Genomic DNA, 17,474 nt, shown 5'->3' with positions numbered 1-17,474 from the left:
CTCAATACCTCCGCACCACCGTGTCCGCAGGTTCCCTCACCAGATCCTTCTCGGGATAATCGAGGGTGAAATGCAGGCCTCGGCTTTCGTGGCGGCGGATGGCGCATTCGACGATAAGGGAGGCGGTTTCCACAAGGTTACGTAGTTCTAGGAGCTCGCTGGTGATGCGGAAGTTCCAGTAGAATTCCTGTACCTCGCGCTTCAGGTTGCGCAGGCGGGCGGCGGCGCGTTGCAGGCGCTTGGTGGTGCGCAGGATGGAGACGTAGTCCCACATCAGGCGGCGGATCTCGTCCCAGTTGTGGTAGATGACGACGAGTTCGTCATTGTCCACAGCCTCGCCGCTCTGCCAGGGCGGCAGGGTGTAGGTCTGCTCCGCCTCTTTGCCGATGGGCATCTTGCGTAGCATGTGGTCCACGGCCCGGTGGGAGATGACCAGGCACTCCAGCAGGGAATTGCTGGCCAGGCGGTTCGCGCCATGCAGGCCGGTGCAGCCCACCTCACCCACGGCGCAGAGGCCACGGATACGCGTGGCCCCGTTCACATCTGTCACCACACCGCCGCATTGATAATGGGCGGCGGGCACCACTGGGATGGACTGCTTGGTGATGTCAATGTCCACCTCCAGGCAGGCTTTGTAGATGTTCGGGAAGTGGCTGAGGATGAACTCCGCCGGGCGGTGGGAGATGTCCAGGTACACGCAGGGGCCGCCGGTGCGCTTGATCTCGCTGTCAATGGCGCGGGCGACGATGTCACGCGGGGCCAGGGAGCCGCGCGGGTCATACTTGTGCATGAACTCGTTGCCCTTGTTGTCAATCAACCGGGCACCCTCGCCACGCATGGCCTCGGTGATGAGGAAGGAGCGTTTTTGCGGGTGATACAGGCAGGTGGGGTGGAACTGGATGAACTCCATGTTCGCGATGCTGGCCCCGGCGCGCCAGGCCATGGCCACACCGTCGCCCGTGGCGACGCGGGGGTTCGTGGTGTAAAGGTACACACGCCCGCAGCCGCCGGTGGAAAGCACGATGCGGTCTGAGCGGAAGGTCTCCACCTCATGGGTGGATTCATTCAGCACGTAAAGTCCGAGGACGCGGTCCTCCGTGACAAACCCCAGCTTCGCCGTGGTGATGAGATCAATGGCGAAGTGGTTCTCATAGATGGTGATGTTGGGCCGCTCCCTCACCGCCGCCAGCAGCTTCTCCGTCAGCTCTCGCCCGGTGGCATCGGCGGCGTGCAAGACCCGGCGCTGCGAGTGGCCACCCTCGCGGGTGAGGTCAAATTCCAGATGCCCGTCGGAGGCTTCGCGCTGGTCGAAGTCCACGCCCCATTTCACGAGTTCGGCGATGCGGTCCGGCCCTTCGGTGACGATGGTGCGCACGGCCGCCTCGTTGCACAGCCCCGCGCCGGCAATGAGGGTATCGCTGACATGCTGCTCGATGCTGTCTTCCTCACTGGTCACGCAGGCGATGCCGCCCTGGGCCCAGTTGGAGTTCGAGTCTAGTGTGCCCCGCTTCGTGATGATGGCCACGTTTCCGTGCTCGGAAGCATGCAGCGCAGCGCTCAGACCACCGGCACCGCTGCCAACAATGATAAAATCGTAATCAATCACAAAGGGATAAACGGGTTGAAGCCATGCATCGAGCCCCCGATCTACAGGTCGGCAAAGATTTCCGGGTTGGAACGGCGCTGCCTCTCGTCAAGACGGGACTCATGACACCGCCAAACATGGCGAGAATGACACCTCGCGCCAGCGGGTTGTTAGGGGTGGCAGGCCTCGGGGCACTTATTCCTCCGCTTCCTGAATCGGGCCGATGTCCATGCCATCGTAGCAGTCCAGGCCTTGATCGTAGGCGAACTGGTAGAGCTCATCGTTGCGGGCATCCAGGGTCGCGGGTGTGTGGGTCTCTTCTTTTTCCACATGAAGCCACCAGGGGCGGTTGCCGTGGTCATCGGCTTCATCCAACTGGTAGATGTCCACGAAACGATAACCCTGAGCCACCAGGAGGTCCTTCGCTTTCACCAAAGCCTCAGGCTCATGATGGGTGAAAAAGTAACCCCACAACATCTCGCCCGTCATGTTCCAATCCGTTTTTTCAAAGATGTTCACGAACATCTTCTGAAGCATTTCGAGGGTGATGGTTTTGGGCTGGCGAGGTTTGGAGTCAGACATGGTTGGTGAAGGAGATGAAAAACTCGTCGAGGTTACCTCACCAGCTCGATGTTATCAATCAGCCGCGCTTTATCAAAGAACACGGCGAGGGCGATGAGGCCGTTGTTTTCCAGGGTGTGCAGAGGCTGCAGGGTGTGGCGGTCCACGAGCGCGATGTAGTCTTTGCGGCCCAGGGGGGCGTGGTCGGTGAGGTGCTGGTGGATGATCTCCAGCAGTCGATGGCTGCCAGTGACGCCGCCCAGCCACGCCTCACGGGCTTTGACCAAGGCGGCGCGCAGGGCTGGTGCTTGGGCACGTTCGGCAGGGCTCAGGTAGCGATTGCGGGAGCTCATGGCCAGGCCATCGTCTTCGCGCACGGTTTCGATGCCGTGGATCTCGACGGGGAAATCCAGATCGCGGACGAGGCGGCGGATGATGGCGAGCTGCTGGTAGTCCTTCTTGCCAAAGACGGCGTCGTCCGGCTGGACGAGGTTGAAGAGCTTGGCCACGACGGTGCAGACACCGTCGAAGTGACCCGGACGGCTGGCCCCGCAGAGGACTTTAGACAGGCTGCTTTCCTGGATCTGAATGCTGCGGTCGGCGTGATAGACCTCTTTGACGCTGGGGACAAAAACCATGTCGGCACCGGCGGCCTGACACATGGCGAGGTCGGTTTCGAGGGTGCGAGGGTAGCGGTCGAAGTCTTCGTTAGGCCCAAATTGCAGCGGGTTCACAAAGATGCTGGCGGCGACTTTGGCCCCCGCGCCCGCTAGGTTCCGGGCCTCGCGCACGAGGGTGGCGTGGCCTTCATGCAGGGCTCCCATGGTGGGCACAAAGTACACGTGGCCAGCAGCCTTTCTCCAGGCGCGCAGGTCTTTGACAGTCTCGATCAAGGTCATGATTTCAGGTCTCTAGATTCAAATACGGCTGCGCCCGCGATGAAGAGCGAGGCATTGACGGCAGCGAGCACGGTGAAGGCGCGGATGACCTGGGGCCAGGCGATGTCCTGGGCCAGTAACCGAGCCCAACTGCTGATGTGCTTGGTGAGCAGGAGCTGATCGTAGCTTTCCATGAAGCTGGTCTCCCGGAGGATGCGATCAATGAGGAAATAGGAGAGGGCGGTGATGGTGGCCGCGGCGGGCTTGATGGGCAGGCAGGAAAGGAAAAAGGCGATGCTGCTGACAGTGCTCATGCTGAAGGCCAGGAATAGGGAGGCGAGGGCAAAGCGTTTCAGCCCTGGCCACCAATCATAAAACTCCAGCACGCCCACATCCGGGATCATGACAAAGAAGCCGCCGCCCCAGCCTTTGAGCGACAGGCCTAACAGAAAGGATGACCATGTGATGAACTGCACCAGCGCAAAGGTGTAGCCGATGCAGGTGAGGTATTTGATGAACAGCAGGCGCACCCGGCTGATGGGCCGGACGAGCAGCAGCCGATAGTGGCCGTCTTCGTTTTCCTTGGCCACGATGTCTCCCGCGACGAGCGCCAGGAAGATGGCGCCCAGCAGCACCACGGAAAAGCCGATGATGATCTGGGCCAGGGTGAGGGCGGAGAAATAGTGATCAAACGACTGGCCCTGGCGCGAGATCATGCGTTCGAAAAAACGCTCCACTCCTTGCAGGTGGGAGACGATGAGCAGCACGGTTTCAAACAGCAGGAAGGCCCCAAAACCGATGAAGGTGCGGCGGCGGGCAAAGAGCTTCAGCAGTTCACCCTGCCACTGGCGGAAAAAGAGGATCATGCGCCGGTCATTCCCAGGTAAAATTCTTCCAGGGTGGGTTTGTGCGGCTGCCAGGAGTCCACCCGCACGCCAGCCTCCACCAGGGTTTTCAGCAGGTCATGGCCGACCAGATGCGGTGGCAGCTCGACCAAGCTGGTGACGGCATCCATCATAGCTCCGGCACGGGCGATGGCTTCCTTGGCCTTCGCGGTGTCCCGGGTTTGCAGGTGATAGACGCCCTGCTTGTTTTCTCGCGAGGGCACGGGCCCCTCGTACATCTTGCGCCCTTGTTTGAGGATGACGCAGCGGTCGCACATCTGTTCGACTTCGGCCAGCAGGTGGGAATTGAGCAGGATGGTCATGCCGAAGTCCGAGCGGAGCCGCAAGATGAATTCGCGAAACTCGCGGATGCCTTCAGGGTCCAGGCCATCGGTGGGTTCGTCTAACAACAAGCACTTCGGCCTGGGCAGCAGGGCCTGGGCAAGGGCCAGCCGCTGGCGCATGCCGTGGCTGTAAGTCTTGGTCTTGTGACTGGCACGGTCTGCCAAGTTCACCAGCTTCAGCACCCGGCGGGCTTCCTCTTCATCCCACCAGCCGGAGAGGGAGCACAAAACCCGAAGATTTTGCCAGCCGGTGAGGTAGTCGTAAAAATGGGCGGCTTCATAAATCGCCCCCACATGGCTGACGGCGGCGGCCCGTGCCTGCTGCACGGAGTGGCCGGCGATGCGCACCTCCCCCTCATCTGGCCGCACCATGCCCAGGGTGATGCCGAGGAGCGTGCTCTTGCCCGCGCCATTGTGGCCCAGCAGGCCCAGGATCTCTCCCTGGCGCAGTTCAAAGCTCACGTCATCCAACGCCAGGCGGCCGTCGGGCCAGCGTTTGGTGAGGTTGCGAACTTCAAGGAGGGCCATGGGCCGTCACCATGGCCAGGGCCCGCCCCCTGTGCCAATCAGAATCTCAGCGGCTGATGCTGAACGTGACCCCGCCGATCCGCCCGGTGAAGCTGCCGTGGTAATAAGGTGCGCAGGCGCGGTGGAGGTAAGGCGGGCAGTAGCCACCCCCCAGGTAGCCGGAATAGGGGTAGCCATAACCGTAACCCAGCCACGGAGAACGATCCCGGTAGCCCACGCCACGGTAGTCCCGGCTGTCGAATACAGCGCCCAGAGGGGTGACTTCAGGAACGAGGGGCGGATTGGGTGGGGGAGCTTTGGCCATCGCCTCCAGTTCGGCTCGGGCCTGCACCTCAATGCCGCGCAGGCGGGAATGCTCGATTTGCTGGGCCATCAGCAGGGCCTGGCCGCGTTCTTCCTCCTGTTTGCGGCGGAGGGCGGCCTGGGCCCGGCGGCGTTCTTCCTGCTCGCGCTGGTAGGCTTTGGCTTTGGCGGGATCATAGCCCAGGCGGGTCCGCCATTCCTGGGGCAGATCCGTGAACAGGACTTTGGCAGCCCCATGGGCATGGGTGAAGGACACCCCATCCGGGTGAACTTTGACGATTTCACACTGGCGGTAGGTCTTGCCCGTGAGCGTGGAAATCTTTTCCAGGGGCGCGGCATGCGCAGAGGCCAACGCCAAAAGCGTCAGCAGGAGAGGCGTGAAGGCTTTCATGACAGTCGGCAGGTTAGACGGCCAAGAGCAAAATTCCTTCAAACGCCCTGGAGTCAATGGGCGGCGGGACCGTTATTTGTAACCGGTGATGATGGCGCAGGCGGTGTCTTTCTTCTTGCCGGCCTCGGTCTGGTGGACGGTGACGACGTAAACGCCGGTTTTCTTCGGTTTGAAGAAAAGCAGGAAGCCCCAGCCATCCACCACGGGCTGGATTTCGCCCACAGGCTCGCCTTTAAAATCGAGGACGGAGCCGCTGATGTGCACTCCCTCTTTGCGAGGGATGGCCACGCCGATGCAGTATTCGTTGCCCTTGAAGAGCTGCATTTTCACCGCCTTGCCGATGTCTTTGCTGAGGGCACCAGTCCAGGCTTCGGCCCGGAAGATGTAGCCCGCGCTTTCCTGGTCACGCGCCAGGGCCTGGGCGGCAGCTTCCGCATCTTCGGTGGAGTCGGCATTCACCGGCGACACGAAGGTGAAGAGGCAAAGGGCCGCCAGAAAGGTGAAGGCCGCTTTGGCAGGGCGGAGGTTGAAAAGGAAAGGGATCATGGCAGGACTTTGTGCAAAAGGCGATCTTTGAGCAACATAGGCATTGCATCGGGAAAAAGCCAAGATTCTGTGTGCTTAGATTGAAATGCCAGCCCGGCATTCAAGAAATAAAGCATTCTCCCACTTCCTGCACCATGGCCACGCTCGTTTTTTATCTGGAGGACGGTAGCACCCTGAATCATACGCTTGATGAAGGTACTACGACTATCGGCAGGCATCCGGACAGCGTTGTCGTGCTGGAGTTTGCTTCGGTTTCCGGTCATCATGCAGTCATTGAGCTGAATGAGTCCGGCTGTTTTGTCAGCGACCTGAAGTCCAGCAATGGCACCCGGGTCAACGGGGTGGAAATCGAGGAAGCCCAGCTTCAGGACGGGGACCGGGTGGGTTTTGGCGATGTGCAGGCGGTCTTTGCCGCAGGGGAGGCCCCGGAGCCGGTGTATGTGCCACAGCCTGAGGTGCTGCCTCAGGACGTGCCGCCACCGATCCTGAAAGCCAACTATCGCCCGCCTGTGCCCAAGAGGAACCCCAAGGTCAAGCGCACGGGCTATCCGGACGAAGGCGGCGGCTGTGGCACGGCGATCGTGGTCATCGGCCTGTTCATCGCTGCTCTGCTGGCCGGACTTTACATGCGCCATCACAAGGAAACGAATGGCGGAAACTTCTTCGAAGATTTGGCGGACAAGCTGGGGACCAACATTCCGAAGATCAAGATCGAGAAAAAAGACGGCCAGTGATGGCTGACTGAAGTTTTGGGGGCATGGAACTCGTTGTATGGGCAGTCCTGACTGCCTTATGAAACGACGTACTTTTCTCGCCACTTCCGTGGCTTCCTCTCTTGCTTTGCACCCAGCTTGGAGTGCTGCGGCTGCCAAAACCCGCGTGGCTGTGATCGGCCACACGGGGCACGGCAATTTCGGTCATGGGCTGGACGCCATGTGGCTGGACATCCCAGAAACGGAGATCGTGGGCGTGGCGGATGCGGACCCAAAGGGGCTGGCTGGCGCGCTGAAAAAGCTGAAGCTCGACAAAGGTTTTGCCGACTACCGGCAGATGCTGAAAGACACCCGGCCAGAGATTGTCGCCATCGGTCCCCGGCACATTGATCAGCATCACGAGATGGCCATGGCCGCCATCGAGGCAGGCGTGCGGGGCATCTACATGGAAAAGCCTTTCATGCCCACGCTGGTGCAGGCGGATGAGGTCATCGCCGCCTGTGAAAAACACGGCACCCGGCTGGCCCTGGCCCACCGCAACCGTTATCATCCCGTGCTACCGCTGCTGAAAAAACGGGTCGCCGAAGGTACCATCGGCCGCCCGTTAGAATATCGGGTGCGCGGAAAGGAAGATGCCCGTGGCGGCTCGCTGGACCTGTGGGTGCTGGGTTCCCACCTATTCAATCTGGTGCATTATTTTGCCGGAGATCCCAGGGCCTGCATTGCCACGGTGTATCAGGACAGCCGCCTGGTGACCAAGATGGATGTGAAGGAAGGGGCCGAGGGGATCGGCCCCCTGGCTGGCAATGAAGTGCATGCGCGCTTTGAGATGGCCGATGGCCTGCCCGCTTTTTTTGATTCCGTGCAGAATGCGGGCACCAAGACCGCGGGTTTCGGTGTGCAGATCATCGGGACAGAAGGCATCATTGACCTGAGGATTGATGAGGAACCAGTGGCGCATCTGCTGGCCGGCAGCCCCTTTGATCCGGTGGCCACCCCGCGAGCCTGGGTGCCCATCACCACGGCAGGCATTGGCAAGATCGAGACGGTGGAAAACATACGCAAGCTGGTGGGCGGCCATGTGGCCCCTGGGCGCGACCTCATCGCGGCCATCCGCGAAGAGCGTGAACCCCTGTGCAGCGCCAAGGACGCCCGGGTGACCCTGGAGATGACGATGGGCATCTTTGAATCCCACCGTCTGCACGGGCAGCGGGTGGAGCTGCCGCTGAAGGACCGCCAGCATCCGCTGACGCGCCTTTGAATTCTATTTCGGCAAGTTTCGTCGAAAGCAGGCATCCCGAAGATGAACCCAAACCTTCTGAATGCCATGAATGCCGACCCTTCTTCCCATGCCTCTCCTCTGCAAATGCTGCCCATGCTGCTGTTGGCCCTCTGGCTTTTTCTCCAGGCCATGAATGGGGGTTAGCAGGGGCTTGGAGATTTAGGCTGGTGCAAAAGGCGGCTTTTGCCTAGCATTCTGCCGATATGAGGATCCCATCCGCTCTTGCCCTCGGCGTTGCGCTTCTGGCGGGCGGCTTCTTTTTCTGGCGGCAACAGGCAGGAACGGTAGCCAAGGTTGAGCCTGCGTCAGCGGTGGCCGCGCCAAAGGGCATCACGGAAACCATTTCGCCTGCGCTGACTGCCCCCTCCACCAAACCCTTGGCCACACCGAAGGAGGCTGCGTTTGCGCAAGATACGGTGGCCATGCAGGCCCAGGCGGTCCTGCAACTGACCAACCCGCTGGAGCGGCGGGCTGCCTTTGAAAAGCTCATCGCCAGTCTCAAAAGCCTCGAAGAGTTGCAGGGGGTACTGGATGCGTTTGCCACCTTGAAAAAAACAGGTCGCCAATATGGAGCGGAGTGGGCGCTTTTCTGGCAGACCATCGGCCATCGGGATCCCAAACAGGCTGTGGCCTTGATCGAGAAGAACGGCCCGGAGCAGCCCTGGTACTTTGATGCGGTGAACCGGGTGGTGGAACAATGGGGCGCGCTGGAACCCGAGGCGGCGGTGAAGTGGCTGAATGAAAATGAGGCGCTGGATGAGGACCGGTTGGATGCGGCCCTGGCTAGCGTGATCCAGGGATATGCCAACCGGGACCTCAGATCCGCCACAGCCTATGCGCTCAGCGTGGTGAAACCTGATGAGCCGCTCTTCCGCGCCATCGCCGGTACGTTGAGCCGGGCTGCCATCCAACAGGGAGGCACCCAGGGATTGACGGCCTGGTTTGATGCCCTGCCCAGCGACGCCCATCGGCAGGGGGCCTTTTCGGCGGTTTCAAACCGACTCAGTGAGGCGGATATGAACCAGCAACGGGAGTGGCTGCGCCTGCATGTAGACAAGTCCTACCGATATGACGATGCCTATCGCGGCTATGCCCAACGGCTGGCGGAGCAGAATCCACGTGCGGCCATGGACTTTGTGTTTGGGGAAGCCCCGCGGTTTAACAACGGCGGTTATGTGGGACTGGGGTACGCCTCCTATGAATGGCTGATGCAGGATCCCGTGGGGTTCACCGACTACTACCGCAATATCAAGGACGAAGCGCAGCGGAAAGCACTGCTGCAATCTCTGAAAGACCCCCTGGGAGACGTCAATTTTCCCATGCGGAAACGGCGGGCTGCCGAACAATTTCTGAGCGGGCTGGCCACGCCTTGATTCGGTGGCCAGCTCGGGCTGTTACAACTTCGCCCAGGCTTCAGAGACCCACGGCCTTGCGCGGGTTCGTATCCAGTAGCAGCGCCAGCTCGGCCTTGGTCAGGCCCAGGGATTGCTGGCCATTGGTAAGGATGCGCGGGATGGTGACGGTGCTGCCGACGAAGTGGGAGCCATCAGGAGAGCGGGCGACGAGGTCTTCGCCGATTTTGATGTCCCAGCCTGCGAGCGTGTAGTCGCCAGGACCCAGGCGGGCGGCAGAGATGGCATCGGTAACAAAGATGGTTTTCTCCAGCCCCGCACTGCGCAGGTAGTTGAGGAGAGCAAAGAAGTCGATGTGCACGCCATCAGGGATGAAGCAGAGCCAGAGACGGTCCCGTAGGGCCAGGGCGCGGTGGATGATGTTGTCATGCCGATGCATCAGCATGGGGCAGCCATTGCCCACGTGGGTGAACATGCTGAGTCCGTTCTCGGTGGCGGCGCGCAACTGGTCCAGGGAAGGATTGCAATGGCCTGCGGAAACGGTGACGCCATTGCTGGAGAGGAACTCGGTGACGTGGTAGTTGGCGTCGTGCTCCGGGGCCAGAGTGACGATCTTGGTAAGGCCCCCTGCGGCATCCAGAAGGCGCTTGGCATCTTCCATGTTCGCTGGCTTCACACACTGGTGCGGGTGCGCACCGACGTAGCCTTTTTCAGGATTGATGAAGGGGCCTTCGATGTGGATGCCCGCGATGACTTCCTGGGCCAGCGGGTCTTTTTCGCGCAGGCTCACCAGGGTGCTCATGCGCCGTTCCAGCGTGGCCACGTCATCGGTGATGAAGGTGGCCAAAATGGCATCGCAACCGTCTTCGCGCAGGCAATGGCAGGCGTGATAGAGGGCCTCCGCCGTGAGGCCGTCGCGGTTGAAATCGGTGCCTGCGTAGCCATTGACCTGGAGATCGAGTGGTTTCATGAGAGATGGTTGGGACTGACCCTCAGACTACAGGCGGCCATGCCGCCTTTGCGACCACGGATGTTGCCGGGTTCTGTGCTTTTGTGATGGCCGCCTCAGCCTGCGATGTCCATCACCTCGGCCAGCACCTGGCTGAGGGAGACGGTTTCATCAATTTCGGGAGGCAGCGGCTTCACAACGGCGATTTGCAGCACGCCCAGCCGCGTTTGGCAGGGGATGATGGTCAGCGTTTCGCCTGTGGCCAGCGTCTGCTGGGAAGTCTGGGCAGCGCCGCTGGCAGCCTGGGCGCTGGCACGGATGGCGGCATTCCAGGCCATCATGGTGGAAAGCACCAGACCGGATTTCTTGGGGGGGCCCCACAGGAGGTCTCCATATTCGTCCACAATCAAAAGCTCTGCGGCGTTCCATTGCTGGGTGGCCCAGAGGGAATAGGCTTCCAGGCGCTCTTTCATCGAGGCTCCTGTTGGCACGGGGACCTGCGGGGCGTAAACCGGAGCTTGGCTGAAGTGAACGGGCGGGGGATTCGGCGTAAAGGCGGCCTCGGGAACCGGTTCTTCCAAGGATTCAGGCTCGATTGGCGGCTCTTGTTCAGCAGTTGCCTCAGCAGGGGCTTCCTGCGCAGGCTCTGGCTGAGGGGCCGGGGGAGTGGCCATGGGGGTCAGCAGTCCGGCGTTGATGGCCTTTTCCCGGATGGATTGCAGCCGTTGGCGGAAGGCGGACAGATTGGGCTCTGGCACCGGTTCCTCGGCCGTGGCCACGGTCTGTTCGCTGACCAAAGGCTCCACGGGCTCCGGCTTGGGCGGAGCCGCCGGGGGGCTGGCGGGAGTTTTGGGTTGGAGAGAGGGGCGCAGGGACTCAGCCAGCGCGGCGACCTCTTCGGGGTCAATCCAGGAGACTTGCATGGTTGTCGGAGGCTTCGCGTTCCTGGAGCAGGCCGGTGCGCTGTTCGATTTCGGCGGCGATCTGGTCAAAGATCAGCGCCTCAGGGGGCGGGTTACGTTTGATCAAAGCGACAGGCACTCCCATGGCGCTGGCTTCTAGAAAGGAGGACATGCGTGGGATGGTCTGCTCGAACATCAGATCGGCAGGCAGCAGGGCGCGCAGCTCGGCCACCACTTTCTGGCTGATCTGGTTGTCCCCCATCACCATCGTCAGCAGGATGCCAGCCACCTTCACCCCGGCCCCTTCGGCGCGGAAGCGAGACAGCGTCTCTAGCATGTGGGGTACGCTGCGCACGGCCAGCGGCTCGGCCTGCTGAGGCAGGATGACGTAATCGCAGGCCTTCACCACGGATTCGGACATGCCGTTCAGGCCGGCGGCCGTGTCAATGATCAGGCAGTCCACACCGCGCAGTTCCGCTGCGCGGAGCAGGTCGGCGAGCCGGGCCGGGATCTCTGCCGGGGACCAGCCCTGGCGGGCGCAGGCATCGTATTGGCCTGCGGGGAGGATTTGTAGCTCGGGCAGGCGGGTGGGAAGCACCAGCTTGCTGAAGTTTTTCTCGCCCGTGAGGAAGTCATAAAATCCCTGCTTGGCCTTGGTGGACCGGGCGAGGGAAAGGCCCACGCCTCCCTGCGGATCTGTATCCACGAGCAGGGTGTTCCACCCGCGCCGGGCGAGGGAGTATGCGAGGTTGATGCACAGCGTGGTTTTACCCACACCGCCTTTCTGGCTGGCCGTTGCAATGGCGATCACAGCCCGCAGATAGACGCAACCAGATGAAAATGCAGCCGCTTTTTTCACGGCCTTGCACATCGCCTTAAAAGAATCGCGGCAGGCGGGAGCTGGCCTGGTTTCTCAAGGCGGGTCCCTCAGGGGTTTAGCGTTTTAAAAACAGCGGGCTGCTAACCAGGGATTCGATCAGGGACAGCAGGCGGTAATCCGTGGTCTTGGCCCCTTCGGCGATCTGTTTCAGCTCTTCGCGATCAGAGAAGGTCATGCCACGGCGCAGGGCGTAGGTGGCCAGCTTTTCGGTGAAGGCGGCGGCGAATTTGCCGCTGTCAGCGACGAGCAACTTTTTCAGTTCGGTGGAATCCGCGAACACGCGGCCATCGGGCAGCTTGCCACTGGGGTCGAGCGGCGGATTGGCCCCGGTGCCTTCCTTGAGGGTTTCCACTGTGCGCCAGCGACCGATGGCATCGTAGTTGTCAAAGGCCACGCCCAAAGGGTCGATCTTGTTATGGCAGGCGGTGCAGTTCGGGTCGGCGCGGTGCTGCTCCAGCTTTTCACGCACGGTGGTCTTCTTGGCATTGGGTGCAGGCGTGCTCAGGGCGGGGACATTCGCCGGCGGTGGTGGCGGCGGTTTGCCAATGATGGACTCCAGCACCCACACTCCGCGATGTACGGGACGATGTCGGGTGCCATCTGAACTGAGGCTGAGGATGGATGCATGGGTGAGCAGGCCGCCACGATGGTCTTCCGGTTTCAGCGAGACACGCTGGAGCTCGTCCCCGTGAATGCCATCAAAGCCATAGTGCATGGCCAGGCGCTCGTTCATCATCGTCCAGTCAGAGTCGAGGAACTCACGCAGGCTGCGGTTGCCTTTGAGTATTTCGCCAAAAAAGCCCACGGTTTCGGCGACCATGCTCTGCTCCAGGTTCTCGTCGTATTCGGGATAAAGCACCTTGTCGGGCGGGAACATGCCGACTTTGCGCAGTTGCAGCCACTGGCGTGGAAAGCTGGTGGCAAAGGCCTGCGCCTTGGGGTCTTTCAGCATGCGCCGCACCTCGGCGCGCAAGTTTTCTGGCGGGTGCAGTTGGCCGGTGCGAGCGAGCTCGAGCAGGCGTGCATCGGGCATGGTGCTCCAGAGGAAATAGGAGAGGCGGGAGGCGAGCTCCCAATCGTTGAGCTTTTGGTTAGGCTTCTTCACGTCGCCCTCTTCCAGATAAACGAAGCTCTTCGAGCACAGCACCGCCAGCAGGGAGTTCCTCACGGAAAGCTCGAAGCTGTCTCCCAGTTTCTGGGCCTGCTCAAAAGGCTTCAGCAGATGCGTGACCTCGCCCTCCTGCACGGGCCGTCTCCAGGCCTGGATGGCGAAGCGGGAAACGATCTCGCGAGCGTAAGTGGCATCCTTCACCGCCTTTTCACCGCCAAAGAAAATCCGCTGGTGTGCTGCTGTGGGCCAGGAGTCCACAATGGGTCCATCCCACTCCACGGAGTCCACGATGAGGGTTGGCTGGATGGGTTTAAAATCATCGTCAGTCAGCTTCAACTGCCAGGGCACACGGCTGCGCACCGTGGTGAAGGCATTGGGGGTGCCCGAGTGCCGCGAGCGGCGGCCTTCCGGGTTCGGTCCCGGCACGGAGTTGATGATGCGGATGGGATACTTGCCTGCGGCCAGATGCACTCGCGCCTCTACCAGGATGGGTTTGTCCTCCGGTGCATCCACATCTTGCTCGATGAGGGTCTTATCAATGCTCGACATGTACACTTTTAGCCGGGGCGCGCGACCGCCTTCCGAGCGCAGGCCGCTCAGTTTCAGCTTCAGAAGGTACTCGCCAGTGTTCTTGACCTCGAGATTCCACGTGTCGGTGGTGTAGTTGTTAGGCACGATCTCGATGCGCACCTGGTCGGCAATGCCACGGGCTTGATATTCCTTGGCAAAGTCCTTCCAGCGCATGTCAAAAGCGCCCCAGCGGATGACCTCGCGCTTGGGTTCCGGCCGCAGGGACAAGGCTTCATCCAGGATGGTTTCTGCCGCCGAGAGATACTTTTCCACGTGGGCAGGGGAAAGGGTGAGCACGGAGCCGATGCGCTCAAAGCCTTTCCAGTCCGGGTCTTCGGGCAGGCCCGTTGGGGCTTTGACATCGAAGTTCACACCCAGCAGATCACGGATGGAGTTCGCATACTCCTCACGTGACAGTTTGCGAAAGGAGACCCGCTCACTGGCGGAGGATTGTTTGGCCACCTCGGCCTCGCGCAACTGGCTGACGATCCATTCCGCGACGCGGGAGATCTCCTCTGGTTTCGGGCGTGACTCATCTTCCGGCGGCATGTCGCCGGAGTTGATCCGGTTCATGATTTCCTCCCAGTGCATGAGGGACTTGGGGGAGTCCAGGTTCACCGTCAGGTTGTCCACCCGCAGGTCGCCCTTTTGCTTCTTTTCACCGTGGCAGCTCGTGCAGTGCTCCGCGAAAAAACGCTTCACTAAGCTGTCCAGTGCCGATGGTTCAGCCGCGTGCAGGTTTGGGGAAACCAACATCGGGCTGAGGGCAAAGAGGTAAAGACACCGCCAAATCATGGACAGTCCAAAACGGCTGCCGACTGATGTTCCTGCAAGTCCCCCGAATGTTCGGGGGAGAGGGTGGTAGAGAAGAAGGTGGCGTAGCCTGCCGCCGCTGGCTATCCTGCACCCAGGATGCTATGCCCCAACTGCCAGACTCTGGGCCTTGCCTGGCTGCTCATGCTAGGGGCCAGTTCCGTGCAGGCGGCTTCTCCGTGGTCATGGCTGAGTCCCGAGTGGAGGCGCATCGAGACCGCCCGGCAGAGTTTGGAGGCCAAGCTGCTGACGTTGCCCCCCGCCCCAACTCCGCAGGTGACGCAACGCCTGGGCTGGCATAGCGACTACTCATCCTCGCCCGATACGGTGGAGTGGATGGAGCTGAATCTCGGGCAGCCTGAAAGTCTGGATGCGGTGGTCCTGCTGGCCCCGCCCCCGGGTGCTGGGGCGGCTGTTTCCGGGTACGGATTTCCGCTGCGTTTTCGGGTGGAGCTTTTGGGCGGGGGGGAAGAGACGCAACGCCGTTTGCTGGCGGACTACACGCAGGAAGATTTCCCCAATCCCGGCCTGCTGCCCGTGGTCATTCCCGCGCAGGGACATCGGGCGCAAAAGGTGCGCATCACCGCCACGCGACTGTTTCGTGAAGATCAGCGTTACCTTTTCGCTCTTGGAGAGGTCATGCTGCTGCAAGGTCCGCACAATCTGGCGGCCAGGATCGAGGCCATCGGGCCATCGCATGCTTTTGCCAGCAGCAGCCAGGGCACCCGGCCGGACTGGGGGCGCATCAATGTGGTGGATGGGCATTCGGTGGTGGGGCCGCCTTTGGGCCTTCGCTCCAGCCCCTCACTGGGCTTTCGCAGCAAGCCTGTGAGTGAACGCATGGCCACCTCCAATCCCTGGGTCACGGTGGATCTCGGGGAGGTCATGCCCATCGAGGAGGTGAGGCTCTTTCCCGCGCAGCCGCCCCAGTTTGCCCACAGTCACGGATATGGTTTCCCCGTGCATTATGAGATTGAGCTTCTCGAAACCCCCGAGTCGGCAGCTCACGTTTTCCCTTCACCGCAGTCGGGTGGCTACGTGGCTTCGCCAGGGGACAATCCGGTGGTCATTCCCACGGCGAATGCACGCGCCCGCTGGGTGCGGCTGAAGGTGCTGGAGCCTCATGTCAGCAATGGCAGCGTAGTTCTGGCCCTGGCGGAAATGCAGGTGTGGTCCGGGGGCCAAAACCGGGCGTTAGGAAAGAGCGTGCAGGCATCGGATCAAACCGAGGGCAATGGCTGGTCCCCCTCGGCATTGGTGGATGGCTTTGCCAGCGGGGCAGACATTGTCGAAGCTCCAGGCTGGCTCGCAGGCCTTTCGGCACGACGAGAGGCGATGCAGGGCCTCAAGGTTTTGGAGGCTCGGCAAGCCGCCTTAATAAGGGGGCTTCAAGCGGTGGGATGGGGTCTTTTAACTTTGTTGGTGGGGATCATGTTGCTTATTTTGTTAGGTGCTTACCTGCGCCAGCGGCGGATCCGGCAGCGCGAGCTGGATGATCTGCGTCAAAGGATCTCGCAGGATTTGCATGACGAGATCGGCAGCAGCCTGGGCAGCATCATGCTCATCACCGAGGATGCCCTGACCACCGCGCGTGATGGCGAGGTGAAACACGACCTTCAGGAGATCCGTGACACAGCTCGGCAGACCATGGACTCCATGCGTGACATTGTGCGCCTTGCTCAGACGGGAAGCTACGGCGGCGATGACCTCGTGGCGCATTTGCGTGAAATTGCCGACCGAATGCTGCGCGGCCTTTCCCACACCTTTTCAGCGGATGAGGTGAGCCCTCCGCCCATGGACCTGCGGCGTGATCTGGTTTTGATGTTTAAAGAGACCCTGCACAATCTCCAACGCCATGCCCAGGCCACCCAGGCAGAGATCACCCTGCGACGGGGGCCGGGAACCCTGGTGCTGACCGTGCTAGATAATGGCTGCGGATTCGAGCCTGAGAACGCATCCAGCGGTGGCATGGGCCTCACTAATCTTCAACGTCGCGCCGCCAAGCACGGCGGCTCCGCCGTCATCACTTCCGCCCCAGGACAGGGCACCACCGTCAGCATCACTTTCCCGCGCCATGGCTGAAACTCCACCCACCCTCCACGTCTGGCTTGTCGAAGATCACAAAGTCTATGGCGAGCGGCTCATGCGTGCACTCAACCGTCTGGATGACCTGCGCTGCACCCAGCGTTTCACCGCCTGTGAAGATGCTTTCGCCGCTTTAGTCGAGCACCCAGCCCCTGATGTCCTGCTGCTGGACGTGGAACTGCCTGGCGTGAGCGGCATCGAAGGCATCGCCCGGCTGCGCCAGCTCGCGCCGAAGGCGGCCATCGTCATTCTCACCGTTTTTGAAGATGATGAGAAAATCTTCCGCGCCATTTGCGCCGGAGCTGCGGGTTATTTGCTCAAGACGTCCGGCACCGAAGACATAGCCACGGCCATTCGTTCCGCGGCCGCCGGGGGCTCACCCATCAATCCGCGCATCGCCCGTCGGGTATTGGAAATGCTTTCCAAGGCCAACGAACCCCCGCGTGACTATGGCCTGACTCCACGCGAGCATGACATATTGCAACTGTTGGTCCAAGGCCACACGATCAAGGAAGCGGCCGCGCAGCTTGGCATCGGCTATTACACGGCTGATGAATACATCCGCAGTGTCTATGAAAAGTTACAGGTACGCAGCAGGGGCAGCGCGATTGCCAAGGCGATCAATGAGCGATTGGTTTAGTGGTTTATGGAATAACCTTTATCATTTCCTGCGGTGAGCGATTTTGCTGCCTTCTTTGTCGGATTTTAGTCGATGTAAGAAGGATTTTAGGGTGGAATGACGTTTTTCCCGACCCCCACCCAATGTCGCTGCCCTCCCCCAGGCATGTTCGTGTTTC

General features: G+C 61.1%; 17 protein-coding genes. 6 read left to right on the top strand and 11 right to left on the bottom strand.

Annotation, left to right across the window (positions count from 1 at the left end; all coding sequences use genetic code 11):
* Position 1: 1 nt before the first annotated feature.
* The 7 genes from nadB to ABEB25_RS14285 form a co-directional block, all read right to left on the bottom strand.
* Positions 2-1,606 (bottom strand): L-aspartate oxidase, encoded by a 1,605-nt coding sequence (gene nadB / locus ABEB25_RS14315; protein ID WP_345737093.1) that lies wholly within the window; start codon positions 1,604-1,606, stop codon positions 2-4.
* A gap of 174 nt (positions 1,607-1,780) precedes the next feature.
* Complete coding sequence (locus ABEB25_RS14310) at positions 1,781-2,167, bottom strand: ribonuclease E inhibitor RraB (RefSeq protein ID WP_345737092.1); 387 nt, start codon at positions 2,165-2,167, stop codon at positions 1,781-1,783.
* Positions 2,168-2,199: 32 nt separating this feature from the next.
* Positions 2,200-3,045, bottom strand: a complete 846-nt coding sequence (gene panC / locus ABEB25_RS14305) for a pantoate--beta-alanine ligase (protein ID WP_345737091.1) — start codon at positions 3,043-3,045, stop codon at positions 2,200-2,202.
* The gene (locus ABEB25_RS14300; RefSeq protein ID WP_345737090.1) at positions 3,042-3,890 is read right to left on the bottom strand and encodes an ABC transporter permease; all 849 of its coding nucleotides are present in this window, start codon (positions 3,888-3,890) and stop codon (positions 3,042-3,044) included. Before ABEB25_RS14300 ends, panC begins: the two co-directional genes overlap by 4 nt.
* Positions 3,887-4,780 carry an ABC transporter ATP-binding protein gene (locus tag ABEB25_RS14295; RefSeq protein WP_345737089.1) on the bottom strand — a complete coding sequence of 298 codons (894 nt, stop codon included), beginning with the start codon at positions 4,778-4,780 and terminating at the stop codon, positions 3,887-3,889. The genes ABEB25_RS14300 and ABEB25_RS14295 overlap by 4 nt, the downstream gene beginning before the upstream one ends.
* 46 nt (positions 4,781-4,826) lie before the next feature.
* The gene (locus tag ABEB25_RS14290) at positions 4,827-5,474 is read right to left on the bottom strand and encodes a hypothetical protein (RefSeq protein WP_345737088.1); all 648 of its coding nucleotides are present in this window, start codon (positions 5,472-5,474) and stop codon (positions 4,827-4,829) included.
* Positions 5,475-5,546: 72 nt separating this feature from the next.
* Complete coding sequence (locus tag ABEB25_RS14285; protein WP_345737087.1) at positions 5,547-6,020, bottom strand: hypothetical protein; 474 nt, start codon at positions 6,018-6,020, stop codon at positions 5,547-5,549.
* Positions 6,021-6,154: 134 nt separating this feature from the next.
* On the opposite strand from ABEB25_RS14285, the gene ABEB25_RS14280 reads away from it, so the two are divergent.
* The 4 genes from ABEB25_RS14280 to ABEB25_RS14265 are packed head-to-tail and all read left to right on the top strand — an operon-like array spanning position 6,155 to position 9,388.
* Positions 6,155-6,754: an FHA domain-containing protein gene (locus tag ABEB25_RS14280; protein ID WP_345737086.1), complete on the top strand. Its 600-nt coding sequence runs from the start codon at positions 6,155-6,157 to the stop codon at positions 6,752-6,754.
* 58 nt (positions 6,755-6,812) lie between these two features.
* Positions 6,813-7,994: a Gfo/Idh/MocA family protein gene (locus ABEB25_RS14275; RefSeq protein ID WP_345737085.1), complete on the top strand. Its 1,182-nt coding sequence runs from the start codon at positions 6,813-6,815 to the stop codon at positions 7,992-7,994.
* 42 nt (positions 7,995-8,036) lie between these two features.
* The gene (locus tag ABEB25_RS14270; RefSeq protein WP_345737084.1) at positions 8,037-8,159 is read left to right on the top strand and encodes a hypothetical protein; all 123 of its coding nucleotides are present in this window, start codon (positions 8,037-8,039) and stop codon (positions 8,157-8,159) included.
* A gap of 59 nt (positions 8,160-8,218) precedes the next feature.
* Positions 8,219-9,388 (top strand): hypothetical protein, encoded by a 1,170-nt coding sequence (locus tag ABEB25_RS14265; RefSeq protein WP_345737083.1) that lies wholly within the window; start codon positions 8,219-8,221, stop codon positions 9,386-9,388.
* A 40-nt stretch (positions 9,389-9,428) separates the two neighbouring features.
* Here ABEB25_RS14265 and ABEB25_RS14260 read toward each other — a convergent pair whose 3' ends face one another.
* The 4 genes from ABEB25_RS14260 to ABEB25_RS14245 form a co-directional block, all read right to left on the bottom strand.
* Entirely contained in the window at positions 9,429-10,337 is a 909-nt protein-coding gene (locus tag ABEB25_RS14260) for an N-acetylglucosamine-6-phosphate deacetylase (RefSeq protein WP_345737082.1), read from the bottom strand.
* Positions 10,338-10,432: 95 nt separating this feature from the next.
* Entirely contained in the window at positions 10,433-11,239 is an 807-nt protein-coding gene (locus ABEB25_RS14255; RefSeq protein ID WP_345737081.1) for a hypothetical protein, read from the bottom strand.
* A complete protein-coding gene (locus ABEB25_RS14250) occupies positions 11,220-12,029 on the bottom strand; it encodes a ParA family protein (RefSeq protein ID WP_345737080.1) in 810 nt (269 codons plus the stop codon). Before ABEB25_RS14250 ends, ABEB25_RS14255 begins: the two co-directional genes overlap by 20 nt.
* 124 nt (positions 12,030-12,153) lie before the next feature.
* Entirely contained in the window at positions 12,154-14,481 is a 2,328-nt protein-coding gene (locus ABEB25_RS14245) for a DUF1592 domain-containing protein (RefSeq protein WP_345737079.1), read from the bottom strand.
* A 210-nt stretch (positions 14,482-14,691) separates the two neighbouring features.
* Between ABEB25_RS14245 and ABEB25_RS14240 the strand changes: the two genes are divergently transcribed.
* Entirely contained in the window at positions 14,692-16,674 is a 1,983-nt protein-coding gene (locus ABEB25_RS14240; protein ID WP_345737078.1) for an ATP-binding protein, read from the top strand.
* Positions 16,667-17,317, top strand: a complete 651-nt coding sequence (locus ABEB25_RS14235) for a response regulator transcription factor (RefSeq protein WP_345737077.1) — start codon at positions 16,667-16,669, stop codon at positions 17,315-17,317. The genes ABEB25_RS14240 and ABEB25_RS14235 overlap by 8 nt, the downstream gene beginning before the upstream one ends.
* The last annotated feature ends 157 nt before the right edge of the window (positions 17,318-17,474 follow it).

Source organism: Prosthecobacter algae, from assembly GCF_039542385.1.
Lineage (GTDB): Bacteria > Verrucomicrobiota > Verrucomicrobiia > Verrucomicrobiales > Verrucomicrobiaceae > Prosthecobacter > Prosthecobacter algae.
This window is presented reverse-complemented; position numbering and strand designations above follow the sequence as displayed.

Bases quoted from the DNA above. Each gene is read 5' to 3' on its own strand.
- ABEB25_RS14240 (WP_345737078.1), top strand. From the start codon at position 14,692: ATGCTATGCCCCAACTGCCAGACTCTGGGCCTTGCCTGGCTGCTCATG.
- ABEB25_RS14295 (WP_345737089.1), bottom strand. From the start codon at position 4,780: ATGGCCCTCCTTGAAGTTCGCAACCTCACCAAACGCTGGCCCGACGGC.
- ABEB25_RS14260 (WP_345737082.1), bottom strand. From the start codon at position 10,337: ATGAAACCACTCGATCTCCAGGTCAATGGCTACGCAGGCACCGATTTC.
- ABEB25_RS14255 (WP_345737081.1), bottom strand. From the start codon at position 11,239: ATGCAAGTCTCCTGGATTGACCCCGAAGAGGTCGCCGCGCTGGCTGAG.
- ABEB25_RS14275 (WP_345737085.1), top strand. From the start codon at position 6,813: ATGAAACGACGTACTTTTCTCGCCACTTCCGTGGCTTCCTCTCTTGCT.
- ABEB25_RS14280 (WP_345737086.1), top strand. From the start codon at position 6,155: ATGGCCACGCTCGTTTTTTATCTGGAGGACGGTAGCACCCTGAATCAT.
- ABEB25_RS14300 (WP_345737090.1), bottom strand. From the start codon at position 3,890: ATGATCCTCTTTTTCCGCCAGTGGCAGGGTGAACTGCTGAAGCTCTTT.
- panC (WP_345737091.1), bottom strand. From the start codon at position 3,045: ATGACCTTGATCGAGACTGTCAAAGACCTGCGCGCCTGGAGAAAGGCT.
- ABEB25_RS14235 (WP_345737077.1), top strand. From the start codon at position 16,667: ATGGCTGAAACTCCACCCACCCTCCACGTCTGGCTTGTCGAAGATCAC.
- ABEB25_RS14285 (WP_345737087.1), bottom strand. From the start codon at position 6,020: ATGATCCCTTTCCTTTTCAACCTCCGCCCTGCCAAAGCGGCCTTCACC.
- ABEB25_RS14310 (WP_345737092.1), bottom strand. From the start codon at position 2,167: ATGTCTGACTCCAAACCTCGCCAGCCCAAAACCATCACCCTCGAAATG.
- ABEB25_RS14270 (WP_345737084.1), top strand. From the start codon at position 8,037: ATGAACCCAAACCTTCTGAATGCCATGAATGCCGACCCTTCTTCCCAT.
- ABEB25_RS14290 (WP_345737088.1), bottom strand. From the start codon at position 5,474: ATGAAAGCCTTCACGCCTCTCCTGCTGACGCTTTTGGCGTTGGCCTCT.
- ABEB25_RS14265 (WP_345737083.1), top strand. From the start codon at position 8,219: ATGAGGATCCCATCCGCTCTTGCCCTCGGCGTTGCGCTTCTGGCGGGC.